The organism is Brachybacterium halotolerans, from assembly GCF_016623465.1.
GTDB classification, from domain to species: domain Bacteria; phylum Actinomycetota; class Actinomycetes; order Actinomycetales; family Dermabacteraceae; genus Brachybacterium; species Brachybacterium halotolerans.
This window is the reverse complement of the sequence record NZ_JAEDAJ010000005.1, coordinates 121,774-147,562: the sequence shown is the minus strand read 5'-3', so window position 1 is coordinate 147,562 and position 25,789 is coordinate 121,774. Positions and strand designations below refer to the sequence as shown.

Here is a 25,789-nt window from a genome sequence, read left to right as displayed (position 1 = left end):
GGTCAGGACTCCCAGCGCACTTCGTCGGCGTCCTTGTCGGGGCGCCACCCCCTCCACACGGGCCGGCGCAGCCTGTCGTCGGGGGTGCGCTCGGCATGGCGCACCTCGCCCACGAGGTCGGCGCGCACCCAGTGGGCGTCGCGGGCATCGGCACTCGGGACCCCGCTCACCGGCGGTGTCCTCCGCGCGCGTGAGTGGAGGCGCTCTCGTGCGTGCTCGAGATCGTCCTGGCTGAACCCGGTGCCCACGCGACCGACGTAGTGAAGATTCCCGTCCTCGTCCGGGACGGCCAGCAGCAGGGAGCCGATGCCGCCTGCGCGCGCTCCCCGTCCCTCGCACCAGCCCACGACGACGACCTCCTGGTGATGGGCGTTCTTGATCTTGAGCCAGGTGCGGGCACGGCGCCCGGGCTGGTAGATGCTCGACTCCTTCTTCGCCATCACGCCCTCGAGCTGGAGCTCCTGGGAGCGGGCGATCGCGTGGTCCACGTCCCCGTGCACGGCGTGCGGGAGCTTCACGTGCTCGGTGGGGTCGACGGTCGCGAACAGGGCGTCGCGCCGCTGCCTGTACGGCGTGCGCAGCAGCGACCTGCCGTCGGCCTCGAGCAGGTCGAAGACCATCAGGTGGACCTCCGTCTCCTTCTGGGCCCGCTCCACGTCGCGTCGAGAGGTGAGTCCCAGACGCCCTTGGAGGCGCGAGAACGCGGGCCGGTCGTGGGAGTCCAGGGCGACGATCTCACCGTCCAGGACGATGCGTCCCGTCCCGGAGCCGGTGCCGCCCACCGCGTCTTCCAGCTCCCCGAGCTCGGGGAACGTCGCGGTGACGTCCGTGCCGCCGCGGCTGGTCAGGCGGACGCCCGCCGAGGTGATCGTGGCGATCGTGCGCATACCGTCCCATTTCATCTCGAAGGCCCAGTCGTCCTCGTCGGTGTCCTCGCGTGAGCCGGGCGTCGCGAGCATCGGGCTGATCTCCTCGCGGACGCCTGTCTCTTCGCGGGCACCGGTCTGCTCGCGGTCGCCTGTCTCCTCGCGGGCACCGGTCTCCTCGTGGGCGCCGGCCGATCCCTCCTCGGGCTGGTCCTTCATGAGGTGCAGCAGCCAGTCGGCCTTCGCCTTCTTCTTCGCGGCCGCAGTCCTGGCGCCGCGGCCCATGCCTCCGGTGTGGATGAACGCGAAGCGGCGCGGCACGCCTCCGAGCCCTCCGCCCTCGCGGCCGCGGCAGACGGCGATGACCTCACGGCCCTCGCGCCACTTCTCGATCTCGACGAGGCCGCTGTCCCAGATGGTGACCTCTCCCCCGCCGTACTCGTCCTCGGGGATGCTCCCCTCGAAGGTGCCGTACTCGAGCGGGTGGTCCTCCGTCTGCACCGCCAGCCGGTTCACGTCCACCTCGAGCGGCGGTCCCTTGGGGACGGCCCAGGAGACGAGCACCCCGTCGTGCTGGAGCCGGAAGTCCCAGTGCAGGCTCGAGGCGTGGTGCTTCTGGATCACGAACATCGGGTCCTGCGCCTCGAGCGCTCGCTGCGCCGCATCGGCCCGCTCGTGCGATCCCTGCCGTGCCGCCTCCGGGGTCGGCTCCGGGGTTGCATCCGGGACGGGCTCCGGGGTGCGGCGCGCGTCGCGCTTGGAGCGGTATGTGCGCAGTCGATCGTCCGCGGCCCCGGCCGACGCCTCGTCGTCGGCCGACGCCCCTCCCGCGGCCGACGAGTCATGCTGTTCGAGGCCGAGCGCCGCGAGAGGATCGGTCCCGCCCTCGATGCGCGCGAGGACCTCCTCGAAGTCGAGCTGGGCGAGGGAGGAGTCCTCGATCTCGTCCCAGGTGCGGGGCGCGGCGACCGTCGGCCGCTCCCTGCCGCGCAGCGAATACGGGCACACCGTGGTCTTGTGCCCGTTGTTCTGCGACCAGTCGACCAGGACCTTCCCTCGGCGCAGGGACCTCTTCATGTCGCTGACCACATGGTCGGGATGCTCGTCCTCGAGGGCTCGCGCGAGGCGGTGCGCGAGCTCTGCGACCTCGTCGGCGGCGGAGGTCCCGTCCAGCGGGGCATAGAGGTGGATCCCCTTCGAGCCGGACGTCACGGGATAGGAGTCGAGTTCCATCTCGGCCAGGAGATCCCGGCACCACAGCGCCACCTGGGCGCAGTCGTCGAGACCGGCGCCCTCTCCCGAGTCGAGATCGAGCACGAGGCGGTCAGGGCATGACGATTCGCCGTCGGCGTCGAATCGCCACTGCGGGGTGTGGATCTCGAGCGCCGCGAGCTGGGCGAGCCACACCAGCACGGCGGCCTCGTCCACGAGGGGGTAGGTGGAGATGCCGTCGTGGTGCTCGAGGTCCGCTCGCGGCACCCAGTCCGGCGCGGAGTCCTCGAGATCCTTGCGGAAGAAGACCTTGCCGGGGTGCTCGGCGGTGCCGACCCCGTCGACCCATCGCTTCCGCGTCGCCGGTCGGCGCGCGGCCTGCGGCACCATCACACCGGCGGCGCGCCGGTAGTAGTCGATGACCTCGCCCTTCGTGGTGCCGGTCGAGGGATACATGACCTTGTCGAGGTGCGTGAGCCGCAGCGAGCGGCCGTCGACCTCCACCTTCTGCTCCCGTGCGGACATGGCTCCACTGTTGCGCGGATCACCCGTCCTGTCACGGGCGGGCCAGGGCGCCGCTGCGCAGGACCCCCGTGTTCCGGGGTGCGGCGCGCCGCGCGACGTGGCCCACATTCTCCAACCCCTGCCCTCCGCTTATGGCACCCATAAGCTACGTTCGGAGAACACGATCACTGCCGCCTCGGCGTGTCTGGGCGCAGTCGGGTGCATCCCTGCACCGGTCGTGCGTCGCGCGGAACGGGGAGTCCGCAGATGACGCGGGATGTCCGCGATCCACCGCGCGACCCGCGGGAGGGCCGGCGTCGGCCCACCCGCCGCTCCGGCAGCTCCAGAGCTCGATGTCCAGGAGGCCCGATGTCCGACCCCGCATTCCCGACCGCATTCGCGGCCCCGCCCGCGACCTCGGCCCTGCCCGTGGTCCCGTCCCTGCCCGCGGTCGCGGCCGCTCCGGCGGTCCACGTGCTCCACGACAACCCGGAGTGGATCGCTCCGTTCACCGCGGCCTTCGAGGCCGTCGGCGTGCCGCTGATCGAGTGGCCGCTCGACGGCGGCGTGCTCGACCTCGACAGCGAACCTCCCCAGGGCGTGTTCTGGTCCCGCCTGAGCGCCTCGTCCCACACGCGCGGCGCCCCGCACGCGAAGGACGTCGCGCGCGGCACCCTCACCTGGCTCGAGTCCTGGGGGCGGCGCGTGGTGGGAGGCTCCCGCGTGGCCGACCTCGAGGTCTCGAAGATCCAGCAGCACGCGGCGCTGCGCCATGCCGGGTTCGACGTGCCGCGCACGATCGCCGTGCACGACCGCGACTCGCTCGTCGATGCCGCCCGCGCCCTGCCCGCCCCCTTCATCACCAAGCACGACCAGGGCGGCAAGGGTCTGGGCGTGCGCCGCTTCGAGGACCACGAGTCCTTCGAGGAGTACGTGCGCGGCGCGGACTTCGAGGAGAGCGCCGACGGCATCACCCTTCTGCAGGAGCTGCTCGTGGCCCCCGAGCCCGTGATCACGCGCGCGGAGTTCGTGGGCGGCCGCTTCGTGTACGCGGTGCGCGTGGACACCTCCGGCGGCTTCGAGCTGTGCCCCGCGGACGCCTGCGCCCTGCCCGGCACCCCGACTCCCCCGGCCTTCCGGCTCGACGACTCGATCACCGCGAGCACGCCCCTGATCCGGCGGTACGAGGAGCTGCTGGCGGACCTCGGGATCGAGATCGCGGGCATCGAGTTCCTCACCACGACCGACGGCCGCACCGTCACCTACGACCTCAACACGAACTCCAACTACAACCCGGCGGTCGAGGCCGAGGCCCCGACGCCGGCGGTGCGGCAGGTCGCGCGATGGTTCGGGGAGCTCCTGGACGCCGAGCGCGGCACGGTGCCGCTGGACGTCGTGCGGGGCGCCGCATGAGCGCCGCACCCGAGACGGCCGCCACCGGCGCCTTCACCGCGGAGTGGACCGCCTGGCACGAGGCGCACGAGCGCTCGCGTACGGACCCGCTCGGCATCCTCGCCGCGACGGGACTGCACTGGCTGGGGCGCACGCGACTGCGCGCGCCCGGGGTCCCTGGCGCCTGGTCCGTGGGCCCCCAGGGACCGCTCGTCGAGCTCGCCGAGGGCGAGATCCTCACGGCAGGCGGCGAGGAGCTGCGCGGCACCCGCCAGCTCGCACCGTTCATGCACGACGGCACCGTGCTGCTGCACTTCGTGGACCGTACGTCCGGCACGCCAGGCGCGTCAGGCGCGTCAGGCGCGCCAGGCGCGCCAGGCACGTCCGAGCACGGCGTCGACGGAGTCGCGGAGGTCTCGCGGCGCGGCAGCGGCGTCATGCTGCGGCCCCGCCGCGCGGACAGCCCCTACCTCGCCTCCTTCACGGGGACGAAGGCGTATCCGGCCGACCCGCAGTGGGCGATCGACGCCCGCTTCGTCGCCGACTCCGCGCCGACCACGCGCCGGGTCGATGCCGTGCTGCCCGGCATCCAGCACAGCTTCTCGAGCCCGGGCCGCCTCGAGTTCGAGCGCGACGGGCGCACCCACCGCCTCACGGCCTTCGCAGGCGCGGACGGCGCGCTGACGGTCCTGTTCCGGGACGCGACCAGCGGGATCACGACCTACGCGGCGAGCAGATCGCTCACGGCCCCCGCCCCGTCCGCCGACGGCTCCGCGGTGCTCGACTTCAACCGAGCGGTGAACCTCCCCTGCGCCTACACGGACTTCTCGACCTGCCCGGTGCCGCCGCGGGAGAACACCCTCCCCTTCTGCGTGGATGCCGGGGAGAAGGTGCCCGCCGCCCGCGCGAGCGCGGCGTGAGCATGGCGTGAGCCCGGGGTGAGCGAGCCGTCGCTCCGGCGGCGACCGGGGGTGTGACCCCTGCCGCCGCCGGGTGACGCTCCCCTCATATCGTGATCTAGTAGACCCTGCACGCCTACTTAGGCGAACCTGCATACTCACCCAGCTCACCCGAAGGACCGTTCTGTGACCTCGTCGCGCCCGCTCCCCCGCACCTCCTCCCACGAGCCCTCCGTCCGTCGCCCGCTCGCGCGGCGCTCCCTGCTCGGGATCGCCCCGTCGGCCGCGGTCCTCGCCGCGCTCACCGCGTGCGGCGCGGGCAGCCAGTCGGCCGACGACGCCGCCTCGGACGCGGGTTCCTCCGACGGCGGCTCCGGTGCCGCGGCGGGCGGCGCGCAGGGCGCCCCGTCGGACCTGCCCGAGGGCTGGACCTGGGTGGAGGGCACGGACCTGCCCTCGGCGTCGGCGACCCCGGAGCTGCCGGTGACGGTCACCGACGGCACGGGCGAGAAGGTCGAGGTCAAGGACATCTCGAAGATCATCGTGGGCGGCGAGGACGTCGCCGACATCCTCGCGGCGCTGGGGCTGCAGAAGAACATCTATGCGGCCCCCACGAACTCCGTCGCCCAGGCCGCTCTCGATGCGCCCGAGCACTTCGAGTTCAGCCAGAAGACCGGCGTCGAGGGCCTGCTGAGCGTCAAGGGCACGCTCTTCATCGGCAACAACGTCAAGCGCCACGGCAAGCCCGCGGCCCAGTTCCGGGAAGCCGGCGTGGACGCCGTCGTGGTCGACGACCAGCAGCCCATCGCCGACAAGATCCGGGCCGTCGCCGAGTACGTGGGGGCGAAGGATGCGGGCGAGGAGCTCGCGAGCGCCGTCGAGGACCAGCTCGACCAGGCCGCGTCCGACGCCAAGGGCACCGGCATCGACGGCCTGCGCATCCTCGCGGTGACCTCGAGCGGCGCGGGTGGGGCGAACGCCGTGGTCGGAACCGGCACGGCCGCCGCCGACATCATCGCGGCCGCGGGCGCGACGAGCGTCGGCGTCGAGGAGGGCCTGCGCGGCTACTCCGTGAAGTACAGCGACGAGGGCCTGCTGGACACGAAGCCCGACGTCATCCTCACCGGCGACGGCGACCTCGAGGAGTGGGGCGGGCTCGAGGGCTTCCTCTCCGCCTTCCCGACCCTCGCGCAGACCCCCGCGGGCACCTCGAACACCTTCTTCCTCATGCCCAGCGAGCAGATCAAGGTCAGCGGCGTGGGCGTCGGCGCCGGTGCGATCGCGCTGGTGAAGGCCCTCGCCGCCGTCGCGAAGTGACCGCCGCCGAGGACACCGCCGGGTCCGCCCCGCGCCGTGCGGCGCTCGAGCGGACCCGGCGCCTGCCGCTCGCGATCGGCCTGCCGATCAGCGGCGCGGTGCTGGTGGTCGCGATCGTGGTCTCGATCGGCACGGGTCCCATCCAGCTCAGTCCGAGCACGGTCCTGGGCGTCATCTGGCACGAGATCCTCGGGCAGGGCGCCGCGCGCCCGGCGCTCGAGACCACCGTGGTGATGGACCTGCGGATGCCGCGCGTGCTGTTCGGGGCACTCTCCGGGGCGGCACTCGCGGTCTCCGGCGCGGCGCTGCAGAGCCTGTTCCGCAACCCGCTGGCCGATCCCGGCATCATCGGCGTGAGCGGCGGCGCCTCCACCGGGGCCGTCGCCGCGATCGTGCTTCTTCCCCCGCTGACCGGTGCGGCGGTCGCCTGGGTGGTGCCCGCCGCGGCCTTCGCGGGCGGCATCCTCGCCACCACGCTGATCTACGCGCTCGCCCGCCCGGGCATGGACTCGGGCACCGCGCGGCTGCTGCTCGTGGGCATCGCGATCGGCTCCGCCTTCGCCGCGATCACCGGGTTCCTCACCTTCGCGGCCGACGACGACGATCTGCAGACGGTCGTCTTCTGGCAGATGGGCTCGCTGGGCGATCTGGACTGGATGAAGCTCGCGATCGGCACGCCCGTGATCCTCGTCGGCGTGGTGATCATGATCCTGCTCTCGCGCCGCCTGGACCTGCTCACGCTCGGCGACCGGCAGGCCCACCACCTGGGCCTCGACGTGTCCACGACCCGCAAGATCGTCATCGGGACCACCGCGCTGCTGACGGGCACGAGCGTCGCCTTCGCGGGCACGATCGGCTTCATCGGGCTCGTCGTCCCGCACATCGTGCGCCTCATCTGCGGGCCCGCGCACCGCGGGGTGCTGCCGATGTCGGCCGTGATCGGAGCACTGCTGATCGTCGTCGCGGACACGCTCTCGCGCACCGTCGCCCCGCCGGCGGAGGTGCCGATCGGCCTGTTCACGGCGATCATGGGCGCCCCGTTCTTCCTCATGCTCGTGCTGCGCTCGCGGACGGTGCGGCTGTGAGCGCGCAGACGGGGGCTCGCGTCGGCGCCGCGGCGGCCGATGGCCTCACGGCAGGCACCGAGGCGGCAGGCGCGCCCGCGCCCGGCACCACCGGGGCCGAGCCGTGGATCCGCGTCGAGCGTGCCGGCTTCGCCATCGGCGGTGCGGTGCTGCTGCAGGATGTCGAGTTCTCGGCGAGCGGGGGCGAGCTCGTGGCGCTCGTCGGCCCCAACGGGGCCGGGAAGTCGACGCTCCTCTCCCTGCTCTCGGGGGATCAGCGGCCCACGAGCGGTCGCGTGCTGCTGGACGGCAGGCCGACGGCCGACTGGCCGGCGAAGGCTCTGGCCCGGCGGCGCTCGGTGATGACCCAGCACCACAGCCAGGCCTTCTCCTTCACCGTGCACGAGGCGGCGGCGATGGGCCGCGCCCCGCACCCCGTCGGCCCGGACGACGACGCCCTCATCGAGCGCTGCCTGCGCGAGGCGGACGTCGACGCCCTCGCCGGGCGGGACGTCACGACGCTCTCGGGCGGCGAGCTCGCGCGGACCGTGTTCGCCCGCGTCCTCGCCCAGGACGCCCAGGTGGTCCTGCTCGACGAGCCGACGGCCGCTCTGGACCTCCATCACCAGGAGGTGCTCATGGCCCGGGCGCGCGAGCTCGCGCAGGAGGGCCGCTGCGTGCTCGTGGTCCTCCACGACCTCACCCTCGCCGCGCGCTGCAGCGACCGCATCGCGATGTTCGACGGCGGGCGCCTGGTCGCGCTCGGACCGCCCGAGGACGTGCTCACCCCCGACCGCATCCGCGAGGTCTATCGCCATGAGGTCGCCGTGCTCGAGCACCCGACCTCCGGCCGGCCCCTGGTGGTGCCGCTGTGACCGCGCAGGAGCCGACGCGCCGTCGCCCCGGAGCTGCCGGGGCTACCGGAGCCGCCGGGGCCGCCCAGCGCCCCGATCTCGCGGCTCTCCTGTCCGGGCCCCGGTGGGAGCCGCTCCCCCGGCCGACGGACGCACCCGTCCAGCGGGTGCGCGTCGTGCGGGCCGAGCAGCACCCCTCGACGTCCGCCCCCGTCGGCGCGTCCGTCGAGGTCCTCGCGCGCGAGGAGGATCGCGCGATCATCCGGCTGCGCCACCACGCCCCCGGCGCGAGCGCCGTCGCAGCGCAGATCAACGGCTGGTGGAATCCCGATCCGCCCGACGGACTCGACCTCGTCGCCCAGGGCGACGGGTGGTTCACGGGCGTGTTGTCCGTCCCCGGGGACCTCTGCGCGACGATCGCCTTCCTCGAGCACCATGATGATGACGGTGACGGCGGGGCCCCGGCAGACCCCCCGTGGTGGAGCGACGGACTCAAGGGGAAGCGCCCGGCGGCGCCGGCGCGACCACAGGCGCGGCCCGGCGGATCCCTGGTCCTGGACCTGGTCCGCGATCGGGTCATCGCCTCGCACGCACCCTCCAGCGTCCCCGTGCACGAGCTGGCGACGGCCGCGGGCGAGCCGCGCACACGCTGGTGCGCGATCGACGGGACACGTGGGAGCAGCGGGACCAGCGAGGACGGCGGGGACCGAGCGGGCACAGGGGACGACGCGCTCCCGCCGTCGGACCTCCCCCTGCTCGTCGTCACCGACGGGGAGGCGCACGTCGACCGTCTGGACACCCCGGGAGCACTCGCCGAGGCCGTCCGCGCGGGCGACCTCCCGCCGCTGCTCGCCGTGTTCCTCGACGCATGGCCCGACCGCGCCCGGGACCTGGGCGTGCCCGGCGGGCAGGCCGCATGGATCGCGGACACCCTGGTGCCGCGCCTGCGCCCCACCCCCGATCCGCGGCGCACCGTGGTCACCGGATCGAGCTTCGGGGGACTGACCTCGCTCTTCACCCTGGCCCGGGCACCGCACAGGATCGGTGCCGCGATCGCGCAGTCCGTCTCGCTCTGGCGCTACCCCCATCTCGCGCTCGCAGCACCCCTGCGCGCGGCGCTGCGCAGCGAGGCCCCCGGAAGCGTGCGCATCCGTCTGCACGCCGGTCACTTCGAGGGGACCATGGGCGAGGCGGCGCGCGAGCTCGCGGACGCCGTGTCCGACGGGACCGGGGCCACGATCCCCGTGCGCATGCATCGCGGGGGCCACGACTGGGCCTGGTGGCAGCTCGCGATGGTCGAGGAGCTCTCCGCCCTGCTCGCGCCGGATCGCGCCTGACCTCGTCTGACCACGCCTGATCTCTCCGATCGCGTCTGATCGTCCGCGCGACCCCACGTGAACGCGCGGCCCGCGCGAGGGGCCGGCCGCACTACCATGGCCGCTCGTCCGTTTCCCGGAAGAAGGAGTCCCGTGACCGCCGCAGCCCTCTCCCCCCGGCACCCCGTCCTCGCCGATGCCCTGAACCGACATCGCTCGCTCGGGATCGATGCCGCGCTGGTCGTCGCCGGAGCCGCGATCGTCGCCCTGCTGGCCCAGGTCGAGATCCCGCTGCCCGTCGTCCCGATCACGGGCCAGACCCTGGGCGTGCTCCTCGTGGGCGCGGCACTCGGTGCGCGCCGCGGAGCCGCCGCGCTGACCGCGTACATGGTCGCCGGCCTCGCCGGGGCCCCGGTGTTCGCGGGCTTCAGCGGCTCCCTCGCCGCGGTGATGACGCCGAGCTTCGGGTTCATCCTGGGCTTCATCCCCGCCGCGTACCTCGCGGGCTGGTTCGCCGAGCGCTCGTGGGACCGCCGCTCCTGGAAGGCCTTCGCCGGCTTCGCCGCCGCGAGCGTCGTGCCCTTCCTCGTGGGCGTTCCGTACATGGCCTGGATCCTGAACGCCGTGATGGGCGCGAGCGCCGACCTCGGCCAGATCCTGGCCCTGGGTGTCACGCCCTTCATCGCGGGCGGCGTCGTGAAGGCCGCGATCGCCGCGGTCGCGATCCCGCTCGCCTGGCGCGGCGTGCGCGCGATCGACCGTTCGCAGCGCGACTGATCCCTCCCCGCCGCGGCCCTGCGCCGCGCCGGATTCCGAGGCCCCGCGGGTTCGCCCGCGGGGCCTCGCGCGTCCCACCGCCTCCCCGCTTGTTGATAATCTTTCCCAACACGGGGTGGTCGCGCCGGTCCGCACCGCCTGCTCCACTCCGCCTGCTCTACTCCACCCGCTCCACTCCGCCCGCCCCGCACCAGGAGGACGCCCGTGCCCGTCGGCCCGTCGGCCCCGCAGCCCGTTCCCGTGATCGCCCTGACCGGGCACCTCGGGGCGGGGAAGACGACGGTGCTCAACGCGCTGCTGGCGGTGCCGGGCGCGCGCCTGGGCGTGATCGTCAACGACGTCGGCGAGATCAACGTGGACGCGGCGATGGTCACCGGCCAGGTCGACGATGCCGCCTCGATCGCCGGCGGCTGCCTGTGCTGCCTGCCGGACTCGACGCCGCTGGACGATGCGCTGGAGCGCCTGTCCCGGCCGCGCCTGGCCCTCGACGCCATCGTCATCGAGGCGAGCGGAGCCGCCGAGCCGCTCGCGCTGGGGCGCATGATCCGCTTCTCCTCCGCCGAGCGCACGCGACTGGCGGGCGTGGTCGAGGTGGTCGACGCCGAGACGTGCTTCGAGACCGTCGACCCCGGCGGGGACGGCCCGCACCCGCGTCCCGCGCCCGCCCGGTACGCGGCTCCCTCGCTCGTGCTCGTCACCAAGACCGACCTGCTGCCTGCGCGGCTCGCCGCACGGCGGCTCGAGGCGATCACGGCCCGCGTCCGCGAGCGCAGCGAGGACGCGCACGTCCTGGCCGTCCCCCGCGGAGGGCTCGACCCGGCGCTGCTCCTGGACGTCGCCCGGACGGAGGATCCGCCCGACCAGCTGCCGCTCGCGGCGCTCGCGCGGGAGGAGCACGCCCGGCACGTCCATGAGCACGCGGATGCCGTCACGGTCCACGCGCACGGCCCGGCGGAGCCGTCGGCCCTGGCCGACCTGCTCGAGGACCCGCCCGAGGGCGTCTTCCGCCTCAAGGGGATCGTCGCCGTCGCCGGACCCCGTGATCGGCGGCGCTTCGCGCTGAACCTCGTGGGCCGACGCGTGCATGTGGCGGCAGCGCCAGCGGAGGCGGACGCGGGGGCGCAGGCGGAGGCAGAGGCGGAGAGCGAGCATCCCGAAGGACTGGTCGCGATCGGCATGCACCTCGACGAGGCGGCGGTCCGCGCCCGGCTCGCCGCAGCGCTCGCCCCGTGCGAGCATCCCAGCGCCGCGGGCATGCGCCGACTGCTGCGGCTGAAGCGGCTCAGCGCCTGAAGGTCGCGGCCGACGGGAGCCGGGATGGGACGAGCGCCGGGTCCCCGGGGAATTCTCGTCGCCTCCCCCTCGTTCGTCCTGCCATGGACGTCTCCGATGGTTCGACGGCGGAAGCCTGGGTCCTCGCCGTATCGCGCATGGTGCGGCTCGCCCCCGGGGAGGTCCTGCCTCCCCATCGCACCTCCCTGTGGCTGCTCGTGCGCGAGGGCACCGTCGAGGTCGCAGGGCGCACCGGCCCCCATCGCCTGGAGCCCGGGGACGCCGCCTACATCCACCGCGCGCGCGTGCACCCCGTCCGCGCCCTGTCCGTCACCTCCCTCGCCGTCGCCGACCTCCGGCGCCTCGGGAAGAACCCGCCGGCCGCGCCGCTGATCGCGCGCGATTTCGCCGCCCGCCAGAACGGCGCCGTGGCCCTCCTCGACCTGTGCCCGATGCGACCGGAGACCGCCGTCGACCGGCCCCGGATGACCACCGCCTACGGCGAGATCCTCGGTTCGGCGATGCTCTCCGAGGCCGGCGGCGCGACCCCGTCGACCGCGGCGGATCCGATCGTCCATCGCGCGGCAGGGGCGATGGAGAGCGACCCGCTCCACGGCTGGACGCTCTCCGAGATCGCCGGGCACGTGCACGTGGGCACGACCGTCCTCGTGGAGCGCTTCCGGCGCGCAACGGGCCTCAGCCCGATGCAGTACCTGCGGCGACTGCGCCTCGAGCAGGCCATGGACGAGCTGGGGCGGACCGACGCCCCGCTCGCACGCGTCGCCGGCACCGCGGGATACGGGTCCGTCGAGGCCTTCGTGCGGGCCTTCCGCGCGCACACGGGCTGCACGCCGGGCCGCTGGCGTCAGTCGATCCGGGGCCTCACCGGGAGCACGATGAACACGAGGGCGGCGAGCACGGCCGCGACGGCGCCGAGCCGCAGCGCCGCCAAATAGCCCGCGCCGTCGACGAGGGCCCCGCCGAGCACCGCACCCACCGTGATGGCCGCCTGGAAGGCCGTGACCTGCAGTGAGACGGCGGCCTCCGCACGGTGCGGCTCGACCGCCGTCACCCACAGCTGGGTGGTCACGGGGATCATGTTGAAGCCGACGCCCCAGGCGACCGTGCCGAGCACGAGCAGCACCGCATGCTCGGCGGAGGCCACCGTGAACAGGGACGCCGCGAGGATGGCCGGGGCCGCCGCCGTGGCCCAGCGCAGCCAGCGGGAGAGGTAGCCGCCCGCGAGGTTCCCGACCAGTCCGCCGATGCCCCAGGCGAGCAGGATCATCGCGACCGACGCGGGCGCGACCTCGGCGATCGCGAGGCGGATGTAGGGGTAGGCCGTGAAGTTCGCGAGCGCCGCGAGGCCCACGCCCACGATCCCGGCCATCAGGAGCCTGCTGCGCAGCACCTGCTTCATCATCTCGATCCCCGCCCCGGGCAGCGCCGGCACCGGTGGCAGCACGGCGCGCAGCACGAGGGCGGAGAGCACGCTGACGGCGGCGATGATCGCGAACACGGCGCGCCACCCCACCAGGTCGCCGAGCACCGAGGCGAGCGGCACGCCCACGATGGTCGCCGCGCTCGTGCCAAGGGCGAGGGCGGTCGAGACCAGGGCGGGCCGGCCGGTCACCCGCACGCCGATGGAGAATGTGAAGGACCAGTACCCGGCGATCGCGACGCCGAGCAGCACGCGGGCCAGCAGCACGAGCGGCAGTCCCGGTGCGACGACCACCACGAGGTTCGAGATCGTCGCGAGGGCGAGCAGGGCGAGCAGCACGGCGCGGCGCTCGGCGCGGGGAAGGAGCGCGGCGATCGTCGGGGCGGTGAACGCGCCCGCGAGGGCCGTCGCTGCCACGGCGAGTCCCGCGCGCCCCTCGGTGACGCGGAGGTCCGACGCCATCTGCGGGAGCACGCCCGCGGGGACGAACTCGGAGCCCACGAGCGCGGCGGTGCCCGTCGAGAGCGCGAGCGCCGTGATCAGAGCACGCCGCCCCGAGACCCGGGTGTCGGGGCGGGGGGCGTCGGAGGCGTCGGAGGCGTCCTGGACGCCACGGTCTTCTCGGGTGGAACAGGTCATGTCCCGAGACTCCCCGAGTGCGCGGCCCACGGACTGACCGCGCGACCGCAAGGACTGACCGCATGACCGGACCGCTCCTCGGCGCGCCGACCAGCGCGTGGGAAGACGCAGGCAGGAGGGTGTGACCTGCGTAGCATGGCGGGATGATCCTCACCCCCGGAGGCGGGCCCGTCGGCGGCCCCACCAGTCGCGATGCCGCAGGTCTCCTCGCCCCCGAGGCGGTGCGTGCGCAGTTCCCCGTCGGCGAGCGCAGCGAGGCCGCCTTCCCGTTCACCGACCGCGATCTCGATCCCGTGCTCCACGTGATCGCACCGGGCGAGCGCCTGCACGTCTTCGTGTATCCGGAGCTCGACGACGCCCTCACCTGGGGTGCGACGCATGTGGCGGTGGACCTGGAGCTCTCCGACGGCACCCGCCTCTCCGAGCTCGGCGCGCCCGACCAGTACGGCACCGCGATCGACGCCGCCGCTCAGGGCGCGGCGAAGATCCTGTACGCCGACCAGTGGAACGACGTGCAGGTCGATCTCTCCCCCGCCGTCGGCCGCACGATCGTGGGCGTGCTGGTGGTCGCCGACCCGCCCGCCGGGGCCGGGGGCGCGCCTGATCTCACCGCCTGGTTCGACACGCCGCGCATCGAGCCGATCCCCGCCGACCCGCCCGTCGACGATCCCGTGGCCTGGGTGGACACCCGCCGCGGCACGAACGCCTCGGGCGACTTCTCGCGCGGGAACAACCTGCCGATCACGGCCTGGCCGAACGGCTTCGCCTTCTTCACGCCGGTGACCGACGCGCGCTCCCTGCGCTGGCCGTACCAGTACCAGCGCGCGAACGACGCGCAGAACCGTCCGCGGCTGCAGGGGCTCGCCGTCTCCCACCAGCCGAGCCCGTGGATGGGCGACCGCAATCAGCTGATCATGATGCCGCTGACGGAGCCCGATGCGACTCCCGTCGGGCGCTCCCGCGCCTTCACCCACGACGACGAGACCGCCCGGCCCGACCTCTACGCGGTCACCCTCGAGGACGACACGCAGCTGCAGCTCGCCCCGAGCGACCACGGCGCCGTGCTCGAGGTGACCTTCCCCGAGGCGGCTCGTCGCCGCGCGCTGCTCCTCGAGGGGGCCGACGAGAACACGCGGCTCGATCTCGCGGGCGCGGTGTTCGACGGGACCTTCGCGGGCTGGGTGGACAACGGCACCGACGGCGAGGAGCGCTCCGCGGGGCGCTCGCGGATGTTCGTCGCCGGCACCCTCGACCCGCTGCCCGAGCACGTCGGCCCCGCCGGCGGGGACCTCGGGAGCGCGCGCGTCGCGACCTTCGCCGATGACGCCCGCACGGTGACGATGCGCCTGGCGACCAGCTTCATCGGCGTCGAGCAGGCCCGCCACACCCTCGACCTCGAGCTCGCCGGCCGTGACCTGCGCACGATCCAGCGCGCGGCCCACGCCGCTTGGACCGAGCGCCTCGGGGTGATCGGCGTCGAGGGCGCGACGGCCCCGCAGCGCCGCACCCTGTACGGCAATCTCTACCGCCTGAACCTCTACCCGAACTCCCAGCACGAGAACACGGGCTCGGCCCGCGATCCCCGGCCGATGCACGCCTCACCGGTGGCGCCCACGCGCGGCGAAGTCACCGATATGCGCACGAACGCCCAGGTGATCGCCGGTGAGCTGTTCGTCAATCATGGTTTCTGGGACACCTACCGCACCTGCTGGCCGGCTTTTGCGCTGCTGTACCCGCAGCTCGCGCCGCGGCTCGTCGACGGCTTCGTCCAGCACTATCGGGAGGGCGGCTGGATCCCGCGCTGGTCCTCCCCCGGCTATGCGGACTGCATGACCGGCACGAGCTCGGACGTCGCCTTCGCCGACGTGCAGGTCAAGGGCATTCCCCTGCGCGATCCTCTCGCGACCTACGAGGCGGGCCTGCGCAATGCGACCGTCGCCTCCCCGGACCCGCTGGTGGGTCGCAAGGGGGCGGATCGCGCAATGTTCACCGGGTACGTCGACACAGACACGCCCGAGTCGGTGTCCTGGACCCTCGAGGCGCACATCAACGACCAGGGCCTCGCCCACCAGGCGAGACTCCTCGCCGAGGCACCCGAGAATCCCGGGACGCACGAGCTGTCCGAGCAGCGGCGCCGCGCCCTGCGCGAGGAGGCGGAGTACCTCGAGGCGCGCAGCGCCGGATTCGCGCTGCTGTTCGACCCGGCGATCGGCTTCTTCCAGGGCCGACGGGCCGACGGCGCCTTCGCGCAGAGCCCCGAGAAATTCGACCCGCGCGACTGGGGCGGCGACTTCACGGAGACCGACGGCTGGAACTTCGCCTTCCACGTGCCGCACGACGGCGAGGGCCTCGCCGCGCTGTACGGGGGCCGCGAGCAGCTGCGCGCGAAGCTCGAGGAGTTCTTCGCGACGCCCGAGACGGGCCGACGCCCCGGCACCTACGGCGGCGTCATCCACGAGATGCACGAGGCGCGCGCGGTGCGCATGGGCCAGTTCGGCATGTCCAACCAGCCCAGCCATCACATCCCGTTCCTGTTCCACCACGCCGGCGCGCCCCATCGCGCGCAGGAGGTGGTGCGGGAGGTGCACCGGCGCCTGTTCACCGGTGAGCAGATCGGGCAGGGGTACCCGGGCGACGAGGACAACGGCGAGATGAGCGCCTGGTGGCTGCTGACCGCGCTCGGGCTCCACCCCCTGCAGCTCGGCACCGACGTGTACCACCTGGTCGCACCGCTGTTCGACGTCGCGTACGTGCGGCCGCTGGGCGGCGAGGAGTTCACGATCCGCGTCGAGGACCAGGCGATGGACCACCCGTACATCCAGGCGGTGCGGCGCGAGGGCACGCTGCGCTCGACCTCCTTCCTGCGCCACGGCGACCTGCGCGGCGAGATCCGCGTGCAGCTGGGCGCCGAGCCGGGACCGGCCGATGCCCCGCCCGACTCCCCGACGCTGCCCGGCGAGTCTCCACGCCCTCTCGTCGACCTGCTAGCTCGGGACCCGGAGGATCCGCTCCTGGACGACGATGCCCGCACGGAGACCCTGCTCGAGCCCGTCGACGACGAGATCATCATCGATCTTCCGCTGACGGCTCCGTCGCCGGGTCGCCCCGTCCCGCGCTTCCTCACACTCACCTCCGGTGCCCACGAGGGTCAGGATCCGTCCTCGTGGCGCCTCGAGGTGCGCGAGGACGACGAGAAACCCGGAGCCGAGGAGGCGCCGGGGGATGCTCCGGGAGACGGGGACGCTCGAGCGTCCGCGGCCTGGCGGGTCGTCGACGAGCGCTCGGGCGAGACGTTCCGGTGGCGCCGACAGACCCGCCCCTTCGCCCTGCCCGACGTGCGAGGCGCCGACGGTTCGCCCCTCTCGGGCCCAGCGCGCTTCCGGCTGGTGCTCACGGGCGTGCGCTCCCCCATCGCTCTCGCGCAGATCGAGCTGCTGGCCCCTGCGCCGCTGCGCTGAGGTCCAGCGCCGCGGCGTCGGCCCCGCCGTCGACTCCTTCCGCGCGACACGCCGCGCATAAAAAAAGTTTCTTACGTTGACCGGCTGGTTTCCGGAATGTTCACTCGCTCGGTCTTGACCCTCGGTCACGCTTTGGCAAAGGGTTGGTCATGGAAGCGGCGGCACGGGCGGATCGCTCCCATCGACACCGGACCGGAACGAGGAGTTGAGTTCCTTGTCCATCGACACCACACAGCACGACATCAGTCGCGGATCCTTCCTCCGCGGGGCACTCGCGGCAGCCGGCGGCATCGCCGGGATCGGCGCGGCCACGGCAGCGGGCGCCGCCCCCGCCGGGACGTCGCCCGCGAAGGCCGACGGCGACTTCACGGTTCCCGCGAGCTGGGACCAGACCGTGTTCGGCACGGGGCTCGGGAACGGCAAGAAGGTCTACATCGACGGCCTGAGCGTCCTCTACCAGGAGGGCACGCCCACCACCCTGAGCGCGAAGGAGGTCGAGGCCCAGTTCGCCCAGACCCTCCCCCGCGGCGCGAAGGAGGGCGAGATGTTCACGGCGAAGTCCACGGGATCGCTCGACCTCGACGGGGGGTCGATCCTCGTGCGCCTCAACGGGGACAAGGGCACGCGGGTCGACGCCGAGGCGTACCTCGTGCGCACGGCGAACCCGAAGGCCCACGGCGTGATCACGAAGATCGACGTCCCCCACGTCACGCCCCTCTACCTCCCGCAGAAGGCGCACCTGGCATGGAGCACGACGCGGATCGACGATCCCGCCTCGGTCTCGACCAAGGAGGCCCGCGAGCAGCTCGCGAACGCCCTCGCCTGGTGCTACCAGACGAACGGGGAGCCGCAGGTCGACACGAAGGACGTCAAGGTCTTCGACGACGGCGTGCACATCACCGGCTACGCGCGCTGGATCCCGGACATCGGCCTGGGCTTCCAGCCCTACTACGGCATCGCACTGCCGACGGCATCCGGCTGGAGCTACCTGTTCGGCAGGCTGCCCGGCACGTGATCCGCGGGCGACCCCCGACGGCAGCCAGTCCGAGGGCTTCACGCCGCACGTCTCCGGGCCGGCGCGTCTGGACGGAGGCCCGGTGGTCCTTCTCCTCCTCGGCGATGCCGGCAGCGAGGTCTGGGCCGAGGCCCAGCCGGTGCACACCGCAAATCCCGGTGTCCGCGGCCTGCTGCTGCACACTGCGACTGGTACGGCACGGCGGTCGGCGGTGACGGCGGCTGGTCCATCTCTGCGCGCAGCTGCCTGACGAGAGCTGACCACTCCCCGGGGCGGCGCCCCGTCATGAGCGCGCGGGAGCCCGACCAGGCGGGCACCCGCGCGCTCCGACGCATCACCAGCCGAAGCACCGGCCGCGAGGCGTTCCGAGGTCACCCGGAGATCACGGATCACCCACGCTCCGGACGCAGAGCGACGTATCGCGACGCATCATGACGCAAGTCTGTTCGATGCGACACGCCGGGCGCGGAACAAATTTTGTACCCCTGACCTGCAAGAACGCAATCTTCACCCTGAGGCGGGTTGACGTGAGTCAAGCCCTGGTAAAGGGTTGGTCATGTTCACGACGCGGGTCGCACCCGGCCCGGCCGATGACTCCATCCCCACGATATGAGAGGCATGGTCATGCCCACCGAACTCCGCACCCGCGCCATCTCCCGCGGCACCTTCCTCCGCTCCGGTCTCGCCCTCGCAGGCGGAGCGCTGGGCGCCGCCGCACTCGGCAGCGGACCGCTCGGCGCGACGGACGCCGAGGCCGCCACGTCGGGCGCGGGAGCCGCCGCACCGGCGAAGGCCGCATCGCCCGTCCAGCTGCCCACGAGCTGGAAGGGCACCGCCTTCACCGCACCCCTGCCCTCCACGCACGACGGATACATCGCGAGCTGGACGGCGCTGTACGGGGCGGGCCCGCTCACGTCGCTGAGCGCGAAGAAGGTCGCACAGGCGGACGGCATCTCGAACTTCCTGCCCTACGGCGAGTACGAGCAGAAGGAGCGCTTCACCCCGCACGTCGCCGGCGCCGTCCACCTGGACGGCGGCCCCGTGCGGATCCGCTTCGTCGGGAACAAGGGCAGGAAGTTCACGGCCGAGGCGCACCTGGTGCGCTCGGCGGACCCGAAGTCGCCGGCGCTGCTGCTGCACGTGCTCGGCAAGAGCGCGACCTCGCTCGTGCTGCCGAAGGGGTCGCCGATCGTCTGGGGCACTCCCCCGGTCACGTCGCTGTCGAAGCTGAAGACGGCCGACGCCCGCGAGGTGCTGGAGCAGGGCGTCGGCTTCAGCTTCGGCGAGGACGGCCCGAACCCCGCGCATTCGAGCCGCACGACCGTGCTCGACGGCGGTCGGCACATCGTGGGGAGCGTCCGCTTCCCGGCGCACGGCACCCGCGTGACGCGCCGGTGGTTCGGCACCGCGGTGCGCGCGGACGGCGGCTGGACCTACCTGGTCGCCGAGCTGCCGAAGAGCTGACGGCCCCGCCGCAGACCGCCGAGGCGCCCACGCGTCCGGCCCATGATCGTCGTGCCCGGTTCCTGCCCACCGTCGGGGGGCGAGAGGGAGGAGCCGGACACGACTCTTCTCCGTGGCGCAACCTTACGCAGAAGTAAGCTCGTTTCGCCACGCCGGTTGCAAAACAAATTTCTCACCGGTGGCCTGCAGGTTCCCTCCGCAGGCCAGATTCACCCCTTGACGTCCGGTCAAGCGTTGGTAAAGCCTGAGTCATGCAGAGGGCGGGTCTCCGGGACGGAGAGTCCGCCGCACCGGAGTCCGAGACCGAGGAGTGGTTCTCGATGACCACCATCCGCAGCACGCATGCCAGCACCACGCGATCCAGCACCGCAGCCCACGACGGCACGCGATCCGTCGTCACGCGAGGCACGTTCCTGCGCTCCGCGATCGTGGCGACCGGAGGCCTCGTGGGCCTGGGAGGCCTCGCGACCTCCGCACAGGCCGCGGGCACCGCCGGCGCGACCCCCACCGGCGAGAACGGGGACCTCGAGCTCCCGGAGTCGTGGGAGGACACGGTGTACTTCGAGCCCCTCCCCTCCGAGGACAAGGGCTACATCGCGAGCTTCACGACGCTCTACGGCCACACGCCCGTGGACCTCACGAAGAAGGAGCTCGAGGAGGCCGACGGCATCGTGAACTTCCGCGCCCACGGCGACGACGACGGGAGCGGCCCCACATACACGCCGTCGGCGAGCTCGGGCATCTCCGTCGGCGGCGATCCCGTCGAGATCCTGTTCACCGGTTCCGACAACTCGGAGCTCATGGCCGAGGCCCACTACGTGCTCGGCACAGATCCGGAGAGTCCCGGGATCCTGCTGCACGTGCTCGGCACGAAGCACTGGACGATCCGCCTCCCGGAGCGCACCGACTTCGCCTGGGACCTGATCCAGGTCGACTCGCCCGCACTGGTCACCCAGGACGATGCGGAGCAGGCGCTCTGGAACGCGGCCTCCATGGGCTACGCCGAGGAGGACGACGGCGACTTCGACACGACGATCAAGCACGTGAAGATCGTCGACGGCGGGGACGGCATCTCCGGCTGGACCCTCACCAACGGCGCCACGGATCCCGAATGGACCCTGTGGTACGGCACCGCGATCGGCGGCGACGGCGGCTGGTCGTACCTGTTCGGCAAGGTGCGCACGGACGGCGCGCTGCACTGAGCACATCGACCGGCGGGCACTGATCTTCCGACCGGCATCGAGGGGGACTGCCGATCTCGGAAGCGGAGCGGCCCCGCCGCCCATCACGGGCGGCGGGGCCGCTTCATGTCCCGCGAACGATCTCGCACGGGATCCGAGAACGATGCCCCGAGACATCACCACGGCGGAGGGAGCGGGATTCGAACCCGCGGTACAGGGTCACTGCACAGTGGTTTTCAAGACCACCACATTCGGCCGCTCTGTCATCCCTCCCGGAGGCGGGCCCACGGGCCTCGCCGCCAGGAAACCTTATCGGATGATGGCTGCGAGACCGGGGTTGTCGACCGGGGGCCGGCGGCCCGGGCCGCACCTTCAGGCCGCCGCCGGCTCCTGCTGCGCGTCGCGCCGGCTCGGCTCGCCCTTGTGGGCGTGCCCTCCCGTGCGGTGGTGACCGAGGATGATCAGCAGGAGCCCGACGACCACCCAGCCGCCCAGAACGAGCCAGGGCTGCACGAGGCTCGCGTCGGGGAAGTAGGAGAGGTCCCGCACCAGGGTCCCGGTCGCGCCGGGCACGAAGAGCTGGCCGATCTCCCCGAAGGGGCCGGGCAGGAACTCCTTCGGGGACTGCGCACCGGAGATCGGGTTGCCGATGAGCATCGTGATCAGGGCGCCGACGCCGATGCCTGCGCCGCCTATCAGGCTGTTCAGCCCCACGATGAGTCCGACCGTGCCGGCGAGGCTCAGCGTGACGGCCGCCCAGAGCTCGACGGCGGGGGCCGGGGCGAAGCCGAACCAGGCATCGAGGATGAGCACCATGGCGAGCCCGCCGACGACCGCGTAGACCACGACGCCCAGCAGTCGCCGCCAGCTCCCCTTGAGCCCGAAGGACATGAGGGAGCCGCCCACGATGCCGCCGATGGTCAGCGGCAGGGAGGCCACGGCGAGGCCTGCGCCCTGGGGGTCGTCGTCGGAGAGCGGCACGACGTCGGTGATCGTCGGACCCTGGAGACCCGCCTGCGCGGCGCCGATGATGGAGCCGAGCTGATTCTGCATCTGCTCCTGCATGGCCGAGGGGTCGCTCGCCTGCTGCGTCTGCTGGTCGCCGGACTGCTGGGAGGATCCGTCGGTCGTCTTCTCCTGCGCCTGGGCGAGACCGGCCTGCGTCTGTGCGGCGACGATGCTGCGCCCGGTCTGGCCGAGCATCGTGGAGACCGAGGTGTTCGCCGCCGAGGCGGTGAGCACTTCGAGCTTGTCGTCCTTCGAGGCGGGCAGCACGAAGGCGCCGTAGGCCTCGCGCTCCTTGATGTGCGTCACCGCGTCAGAGCGGTCGTCCACCCGCGTGAACTCGAAGGGCAGGTCCTGGCCGTTCTTCTCCGCGGCATCGCCGACGGCCTGCGTGAAGTCCTCGAAGTCCGACTGGGAGGCGACCACGTCGACCGTGACGTCCTTGGCCTTCGACTCGTAGGTGGGCCAGAGGAAGGCCAGCAGCACCACGGTGATCAGGGCGGAGGCGATGAGACCGAGGCCTACGGCCTTCCCCCACGGCGTGGGGGCGGGCTTGGAGGGTGCGTCGTCCGAGATCGCGGCGGCGGTGCCGACCGGCGCGATGGGTGCGGCCCCGTCATGGGCCGACGAGGTCTGCGACGAGGCCGACGACGACTCCGGCGCGCGGTGGGTCGCCTCCTCATGCTGCTGCGCGGCGGCGTCACGCTGCTGCTGCGCCGACACGTCCTTGCGGTGCGTGTGCTCCTGAGCCATGCATCTCCCCTGATCTGCTGTCGAACGGCCACCACCGGGCCGACGCCGGGTGCCGGACGGACCGTTCTTCGAATGAACGTTCTGAGTATGAGGTCCGTCCCGCCGACGCACAACCAGAACGAGCATTCTTTATGATGGGTGTCATGCCGAGGATCACCGAGGAGCGCCGTGCCGCCCAGAGAGCACGGATCGTCGACGCGATGCGGGACGCCGTGCGCGAGAAGGGCATCAGCTCGGTCTCGATGTCCGAGGTCATCGAGCGCTCGGGGCTCTCCGCCGGGGCGATCTACGGATACTTCCCCTCCAAGGACGACATCCTGCTCGCCGTCGCCGAGGGCCTCGCGGCCGATCGCCGCACCGAGCTCGAGCGCGTGATCGCCTCCTCCCCCATCCCTCCGCCCTCGCAGGTGCTGCGTCTGCTGCTGACGACGATCCCGGAGTTCGCCCGCGATGGCACGCTGGTGCTGCAGGTGTGGGCCGAAGCGGCTCGCGATCCGCGCGTGCGCGAGGTCTTCGTGGGCGTCCTCTCCACACTGCAGACCACGATGGAGGAGTATCTGACCTCCTGGTTCACCCAGGAACAGCGCCCGGACCCGACGGCCGACGCGCGCGCCTCGACGCGCGTGATGGCCGCGCTCGTCCAGGGCTTCCTGGCGCAGTCCGCGCTGCTCGAGCAGACCGACGCCGTCGCGTTCTCGCGCGGCGTCGCAGCCCTCCTCGGCGAGGAGCCGACGGAGGCGGACTGATCCGACCCGCGACCCCGGCGTCCCGCCGTCCCGCAGCCCTTCGCCCCGCTGTCCCCTCAGCTCTGCAGTCCTCGCGCTCTCAGCACAGCAGGCGCGCGTGCTTGTCCCCGATGGCCGCGACGGCCAGCGCCCGCGCATAGCCCGCCTGGTCCAGCAGGTGCAGACGGTCCCCGCCCTCGCGCTCCTCCCCGTCGTAGAGGTCCGTGCCGGGATCGCGGCGCGACCACAGGCGATCGGCATAGGCCCGGGCGATCGCACGGCCGGGGATCCGGTCGCCGATCACGGCCTGCGCCATCACCAGGTTCGCGGTGAGGATCGCGGCGAACTGCAGGGGCTGATCGTCCAGGCCGCCGCCGTCCTCGAAGGGCGCGTATCGGCGCACGACCGCATCGGCGAGGTCGATGGCCCGGTCGCGGTGGGCGCGCCGCCCGGTGATCTCGAAGAGCAGGGCCTCGGTGCCCAGCGGCACCCCCTGGTTGTAGCTCCAGAAGGTCCTGTCGATGGTGCCGTCGGGCGCGATGTTGTCCCAGAACAGCCCCTCGTCGGCCAGCAGGGTCCCGCGGGCCCAGGACACCCAACGCTGCGCGTCGCGGAGCATGGTCGCGTCCCCCGTGATCTGGTGCAGTCGCAGGGCGAGCTTCGCGGAGGGGACGGTGGAGACGGTGTTGCGACCGCTCTCGTCGCCGGCCTGGGTCCAGAAGATGCCGCCGGGGCTCGGGGCGTCGGGGTCGGTGTCCTCCCCCGAGCGCAGCAGCTCGAGGATCGCCCGCGCCCGTTCGAGGTTCCCGCGACTGCCGCCGGCGATCAGATGCTCCTCGACGTCCTGCAGGCCCACCCAGGCGTTGTCGTCGTAGTACATGTCCCCGTGCGGACCCTGCTCCCGATCGCACGCGGCGGTGCACCCGGGCAGGCCCGTCTCGCCGCCCGCTGCGTACCAGTAGGCCTGCTGGGCGTCCTCGAGCGCGCGTCGGAACTGGCGGTCCTGCGCGGGTTCGGAGGCGAGGGCGTAGGAGAGCTCGCAGGCTGCGGAGCGGGCCTGCGACAGCGGCCAGCAGTAGGAGAAGTCGGGGTCCTCCTCACGGCGGGGGTAGAGCTCGGAGAGCATCGGACTGGGCGCGGGGAGCGAGAAATTCAGCTGCAGCGCGCGGACCGCACGGCGCGCCCGCCGGCGACGCTGACCCGTCGAGAGCCGGCCTCCGGCCCCCTCCCCCGAGCCACGCGGTGCGGCGGGAGCTGCGCCGCCCGTCATGGCGGCACCTCCGGTCGGGGTCGCACCAGCCGTCGGGACCGCACCCGCTGTCGCGGCAGGCAGCAGGGCGCCCGCGCACACGGCTGCGCCCAGCAGCGCGCGGCGGCCCGGAGGGCGGCTCGGATTCCGGCCGGTACGGCCGCCCGCGCCGGTGGGCTCCACGGGTCGGGGATCGTGCGGGGCGGGGTCGACGGTCTGATCTGCCACGGCGGACTCCTCATCGAGTGCGCGGCGCACGGCCGGGCGCCGCATCGCCGCTCACGCTAGCGACCCGTCGGCCCGAGGTCCCGACTTCGGGGAAACCGTTCCGATTCGTACCGATACGCGGGGGCCGACGCCCCGGCTCCCGCGTACCGTGGATCCCATGCGCGCGATCACGATCACCGAGGACCACCGCCTCCAGCTCAGCGACATCCCCGAGCCCGTGCCCGGCGACGGCGAGATCCTCGTGGACGTCGCCGCGGCGGGGGTGAACCGCGCCGACCTCGCCCAGACCGCCGGGCACTACCCGCCGCCTCCCGGTGTCTCGGAGATCCCCGGACTCGAGGTCTCCGGTCGCCGCCGTGACACCGGGGAGGAGGTCGTCGCGCTGCTGGCCGGCGGCGGATACGCCGAGGTCGTCGCCGTCCCCGAGGCACAGGTGCTGCCCGCTCCGTCGGCCCTGGACCTGCACGACGCCGCCGGTCTCATCGAGGTCGCGGCGACGGTCGTCTCGAACCTCGTGATCGAGGCGGACCTGCGCCCCGGCTGCCGCACGGACAACCCGTGGCCGCGGCTGCAGGGCGAGCCCGCTCCCGGCCCGCAGACCCTGCTGGTCCACGGCGGAACCGGCGGCATCGGCTCCTTCGCGATCCAGTTCGCCCACGCGCTCGGCGCCCGGGTGCTGACCACGGTCGGCTCCGACGGGGCGGTGGGCACGGCGCAGGAGCTCGGCGCGGATCTCGCCTGGAACCGGCACACGACCGATGTCCGCGACGTGGTGGGCGAGGCGGGCGGGGCCGACGTGATCCTCGACGTCGTCGGCGGGCCGACCCTCCGCGACAACGTCGCGATGCTGCGCGAGCACGGCCGCCTCGTCGTGATCGGCACGATCGGCGGACCGCGCGGCGAGCTCGACCTCGGCGCTCTGATGGGCCGACGGGCCCGGGTCATCGGCACCACGCTGCGCTCGCGCCCGGTCGCGGAGAAGCACCTCATCGTGCAGCTGACCCGCGAGCTCGTGTGGCCGATGCTCGCGGACGGCTCCGTGCGCCTGCCGGTGCAGGCCCGACTCCCCCTGGCCGATGCCGAGCGGGCCCACCGGATCCTGGAGGACGGCGGCCACCTCGGCAAGGTCATCCTCGACATCAGGGACTGACGGCCCGC

At 72.9% G+C, this 25,789-nt stretch carries 19 protein-coding genes and 1 tRNA gene; 15 read left to right on the top strand and 5 right to left on the bottom strand.

Going from position 1 to position 25,789, the window contains the following annotated elements:
* Positions 1 to 2 precede the first annotated feature (2 nt).
* Positions 3 to 2,603: an ATP-dependent DNA ligase gene (locus I8D64_RS10610; RefSeq protein ID WP_200502564.1), complete on the bottom strand. Its 2,601-nt coding sequence runs from the start codon at positions 2,601 to 2,603 to the stop codon at positions 3 to 5.
* Positions 2,604 to 2,951: 348 nt separating this feature from the next.
* Here I8D64_RS10610 and I8D64_RS10605 point away from each other — a divergent pair, with 348 nt between their 5' ends.
* The 9 genes from I8D64_RS10605 to I8D64_RS10565 all read left to right on the top strand — a co-directional run bounded on the left by I8D64_RS10605 (position 2,952) and on the right by I8D64_RS10565 (position 12,429).
* On the top strand, positions 2,952 to 3,995 hold the full coding sequence (locus I8D64_RS10605) for an ATP-grasp domain-containing protein (RefSeq protein WP_246482959.1): 1,044 nt from the start codon (positions 2,952 to 2,954) through the stop codon (positions 3,993 to 3,995).
* The gene (locus I8D64_RS10600) at positions 3,992 to 4,894 is read left to right on the top strand and encodes a DUF1684 domain-containing protein (protein WP_200502562.1); all 903 of its coding nucleotides are present in this window, start codon (positions 3,992 to 3,994) and stop codon (positions 4,892 to 4,894) included. The genes I8D64_RS10605 and I8D64_RS10600 overlap by 4 nt, the downstream gene beginning before the upstream one ends.
* A 165-nt stretch (positions 4,895 to 5,059) precedes the next feature.
* The gene (locus tag I8D64_RS10595; RefSeq protein WP_343068537.1) at positions 5,060 to 6,190 is read left to right on the top strand and encodes an ABC transporter substrate-binding protein; all 1,131 of its coding nucleotides are present in this window, start codon (positions 5,060 to 5,062) and stop codon (positions 6,188 to 6,190) included.
* The gene (locus I8D64_RS10590; protein WP_200502560.1) at positions 6,187 to 7,275 is read left to right on the top strand and encodes an iron chelate uptake ABC transporter family permease subunit; all 1,089 of its coding nucleotides are present in this window, start codon (positions 6,187 to 6,189) and stop codon (positions 7,273 to 7,275) included. The genes I8D64_RS10595 and I8D64_RS10590 overlap by 4 nt, the downstream gene beginning before the upstream one ends.
* Positions 7,272 to 8,129, top strand: coding sequence for a heme ABC transporter ATP-binding protein (locus I8D64_RS10585; protein ID WP_343068536.1), 858 nt, complete (start codon positions 7,272 to 7,274; stop codon positions 8,127 to 8,129). The genes I8D64_RS10590 and I8D64_RS10585 overlap by 4 nt, the downstream gene beginning before the upstream one ends.
* Positions 8,126 to 9,445, top strand: coding sequence for an alpha/beta hydrolase-fold protein (locus I8D64_RS10580; protein ID WP_200502558.1), 1,320 nt, complete (start codon positions 8,126 to 8,128; stop codon positions 9,443 to 9,445). The genes I8D64_RS10585 and I8D64_RS10580 overlap by 4 nt, the downstream gene beginning before the upstream one ends.
* Positions 9,446 to 9,577: 132 nt before the next feature.
* Positions 9,578 to 10,201, top strand: coding sequence for a biotin transporter BioY (locus I8D64_RS10575; protein WP_228357405.1), 624 nt, complete (start codon positions 9,578 to 9,580; stop codon positions 10,199 to 10,201).
* 204 nt (positions 10,202 to 10,405) lie between these two features.
* Positions 10,406 to 11,494: a CobW family GTP-binding protein gene (locus I8D64_RS10570; RefSeq protein WP_343068535.1), complete on the top strand. Its 1,089-nt coding sequence runs from the start codon at positions 10,406 to 10,408 to the stop codon at positions 11,492 to 11,494.
* Between the two features lie 83 nt (positions 11,495 to 11,577).
* Positions 11,578 to 12,429, top strand: coding sequence for an AraC family transcriptional regulator (locus I8D64_RS10565; RefSeq protein WP_200502554.1), 852 nt, complete (start codon positions 11,578 to 11,580; stop codon positions 12,427 to 12,429).
* Here the strand turns inward: I8D64_RS10565 and I8D64_RS10560 are convergent.
* Positions 12,339 to 13,553, bottom strand: a complete 1,215-nt coding sequence (locus tag I8D64_RS10560; RefSeq protein ID WP_200502552.1) for an MFS transporter — start codon at positions 13,551 to 13,553, stop codon at positions 12,339 to 12,341. The genes I8D64_RS10565 and I8D64_RS10560 overlap by 91 nt on opposite strands.
* 143 nt (positions 13,554 to 13,696) lie before the next feature.
* Between I8D64_RS10560 and I8D64_RS10555 the strand changes: the two genes are divergently transcribed.
* The 4 genes from I8D64_RS10555 to I8D64_RS10540 all read left to right on the top strand — a co-directional run bounded on the left by I8D64_RS10555 (position 13,697) and on the right by I8D64_RS10540 (position 20,692).
* A complete protein-coding gene (locus I8D64_RS10555) occupies positions 13,697 to 17,011 on the top strand; it encodes a GH92 family glycosyl hydrolase (RefSeq protein ID WP_200502550.1) in 3,315 nt (1,104 codons plus the stop codon).
* Between the two features lie 214 nt (positions 17,012 to 17,225).
* Positions 17,226 to 18,026 carry a hypothetical protein gene (locus I8D64_RS10550; protein WP_200502547.1) on the top strand — a complete coding sequence of 267 codons (801 nt, stop codon included), beginning with the start codon at positions 17,226 to 17,228 and terminating at the stop codon, positions 18,024 to 18,026.
* Positions 18,027 to 18,650: 624 nt separating this feature from the next.
* The gene (locus I8D64_RS10545; protein ID WP_200502546.1) at positions 18,651 to 19,490 is read left to right on the top strand and encodes a hypothetical protein; all 840 of its coding nucleotides are present in this window, start codon (positions 18,651 to 18,653) and stop codon (positions 19,488 to 19,490) included.
* Between the two features lie 320 nt (positions 19,491 to 19,810).
* Positions 19,811 to 20,692: a hypothetical protein gene (locus tag I8D64_RS10540; RefSeq protein WP_200502545.1), complete on the top strand. Its 882-nt coding sequence runs from the start codon at positions 19,811 to 19,813 to the stop codon at positions 20,690 to 20,692.
* 164 nt (positions 20,693 to 20,856) lie between these two features.
* On the opposite strand, the gene I8D64_RS10535 is transcribed toward I8D64_RS10540, so the two are convergent.
* Both I8D64_RS10535 and I8D64_RS10530 read right to left on the bottom strand, forming a co-directional pair.
* Positions 20,857 to 20,944 (bottom strand) — tRNA-Ser (locus I8D64_RS10535).
* Positions 20,945 to 21,043: 99 nt separating this feature from the next.
* The gene (locus I8D64_RS10530) at positions 21,044 to 22,429 is read right to left on the bottom strand and encodes an ABC transporter permease (RefSeq protein WP_200502544.1); all 1,386 of its coding nucleotides are present in this window, start codon (positions 22,427 to 22,429) and stop codon (positions 21,044 to 21,046) included.
* A 143-nt stretch (positions 22,430 to 22,572) separates the two neighbouring features.
* Here I8D64_RS10530 and I8D64_RS10525 point away from each other — a divergent pair, with 143 nt between their 5' ends.
* Positions 22,573 to 23,175: a TetR/AcrR family transcriptional regulator gene (locus I8D64_RS10525; RefSeq protein ID WP_200502543.1), complete on the top strand. Its 603-nt coding sequence runs from the start codon at positions 22,573 to 22,575 to the stop codon at positions 23,173 to 23,175.
* Between the two features lie 79 nt (positions 23,176 to 23,254).
* On the opposite strand, the gene I8D64_RS17815 is transcribed toward I8D64_RS10525, so the two are convergent.
* The gene (locus I8D64_RS17815; protein WP_200502542.1) at positions 23,255 to 24,631 is read right to left on the bottom strand and encodes a glycoside hydrolase family 76 protein; all 1,377 of its coding nucleotides are present in this window, start codon (positions 24,629 to 24,631) and stop codon (positions 23,255 to 23,257) included.
* Positions 24,632 to 24,788: 157 nt separating this feature from the next.
* Between I8D64_RS17815 and I8D64_RS10515 the strand changes: the two genes are divergently transcribed.
* Positions 24,789 to 25,781, top strand: coding sequence for an NAD(P)H-quinone oxidoreductase (locus tag I8D64_RS10515; protein ID WP_200502541.1), 993 nt, complete (start codon positions 24,789 to 24,791; stop codon positions 25,779 to 25,781).
* The last annotated feature ends 8 nt before the right edge of the window (positions 25,782 to 25,789 follow it).

Excerpts from the sequence above, each read along its gene's own strand:
- I8D64_RS10610 (WP_200502564.1), bottom strand. The coding sequence starts at position 2,603 with ATGTCCGCACGGGAGCAGAAGGTGGAGGTCGACGGCCGCTCGCTGCGG.
- I8D64_RS10605 (WP_246482959.1), top strand. The coding sequence starts at position 2,952 with ATGTCCGACCCCGCATTCCCGACCGCATTCGCGGCCCCGCCCGCGACC.
- I8D64_RS10600 (WP_200502562.1), top strand. The coding sequence starts at position 3,992 with ATGAGCGCCGCACCCGAGACGGCCGCCACCGGCGCCTTCACCGCGGAG.
- I8D64_RS10565 (WP_200502554.1), top strand. The coding sequence starts at position 11,578 with ATGGACGTCTCCGATGGTTCGACGGCGGAAGCCTGGGTCCTCGCCGTA.
- I8D64_RS10560 (WP_200502552.1), bottom strand. The coding sequence starts at position 13,553 with ATGACCTGTTCCACCCGAGAAGACCGTGGCGTCCAGGACGCCTCCGAC.
- I8D64_RS10555 (WP_200502550.1), top strand. The coding sequence starts at position 13,697 with ATGATCCTCACCCCCGGAGGCGGGCCCGTCGGCGGCCCCACCAGTCGC.
- I8D64_RS10545 (WP_200502546.1), top strand. The coding sequence starts at position 18,651 with ATGCCCACCGAACTCCGCACCCGCGCCATCTCCCGCGGCACCTTCCTC.
- I8D64_RS10540 (WP_200502545.1), top strand. The coding sequence starts at position 19,811 with ATGACCACCATCCGCAGCACGCATGCCAGCACCACGCGATCCAGCACC.
- I8D64_RS10530 (WP_200502544.1), bottom strand. The coding sequence starts at position 22,429 with ATGGCTCAGGAGCACACGCACCGCAAGGACGTGTCGGCGCAGCAGCAG.
- I8D64_RS10525 (WP_200502543.1), top strand. The coding sequence starts at position 22,573 with ATGCCGAGGATCACCGAGGAGCGCCGTGCCGCCCAGAGAGCACGGATC.
- I8D64_RS10515 (WP_200502541.1), top strand. The coding sequence starts at position 24,789 with ATGCGCGCGATCACGATCACCGAGGACCACCGCCTCCAGCTCAGCGAC.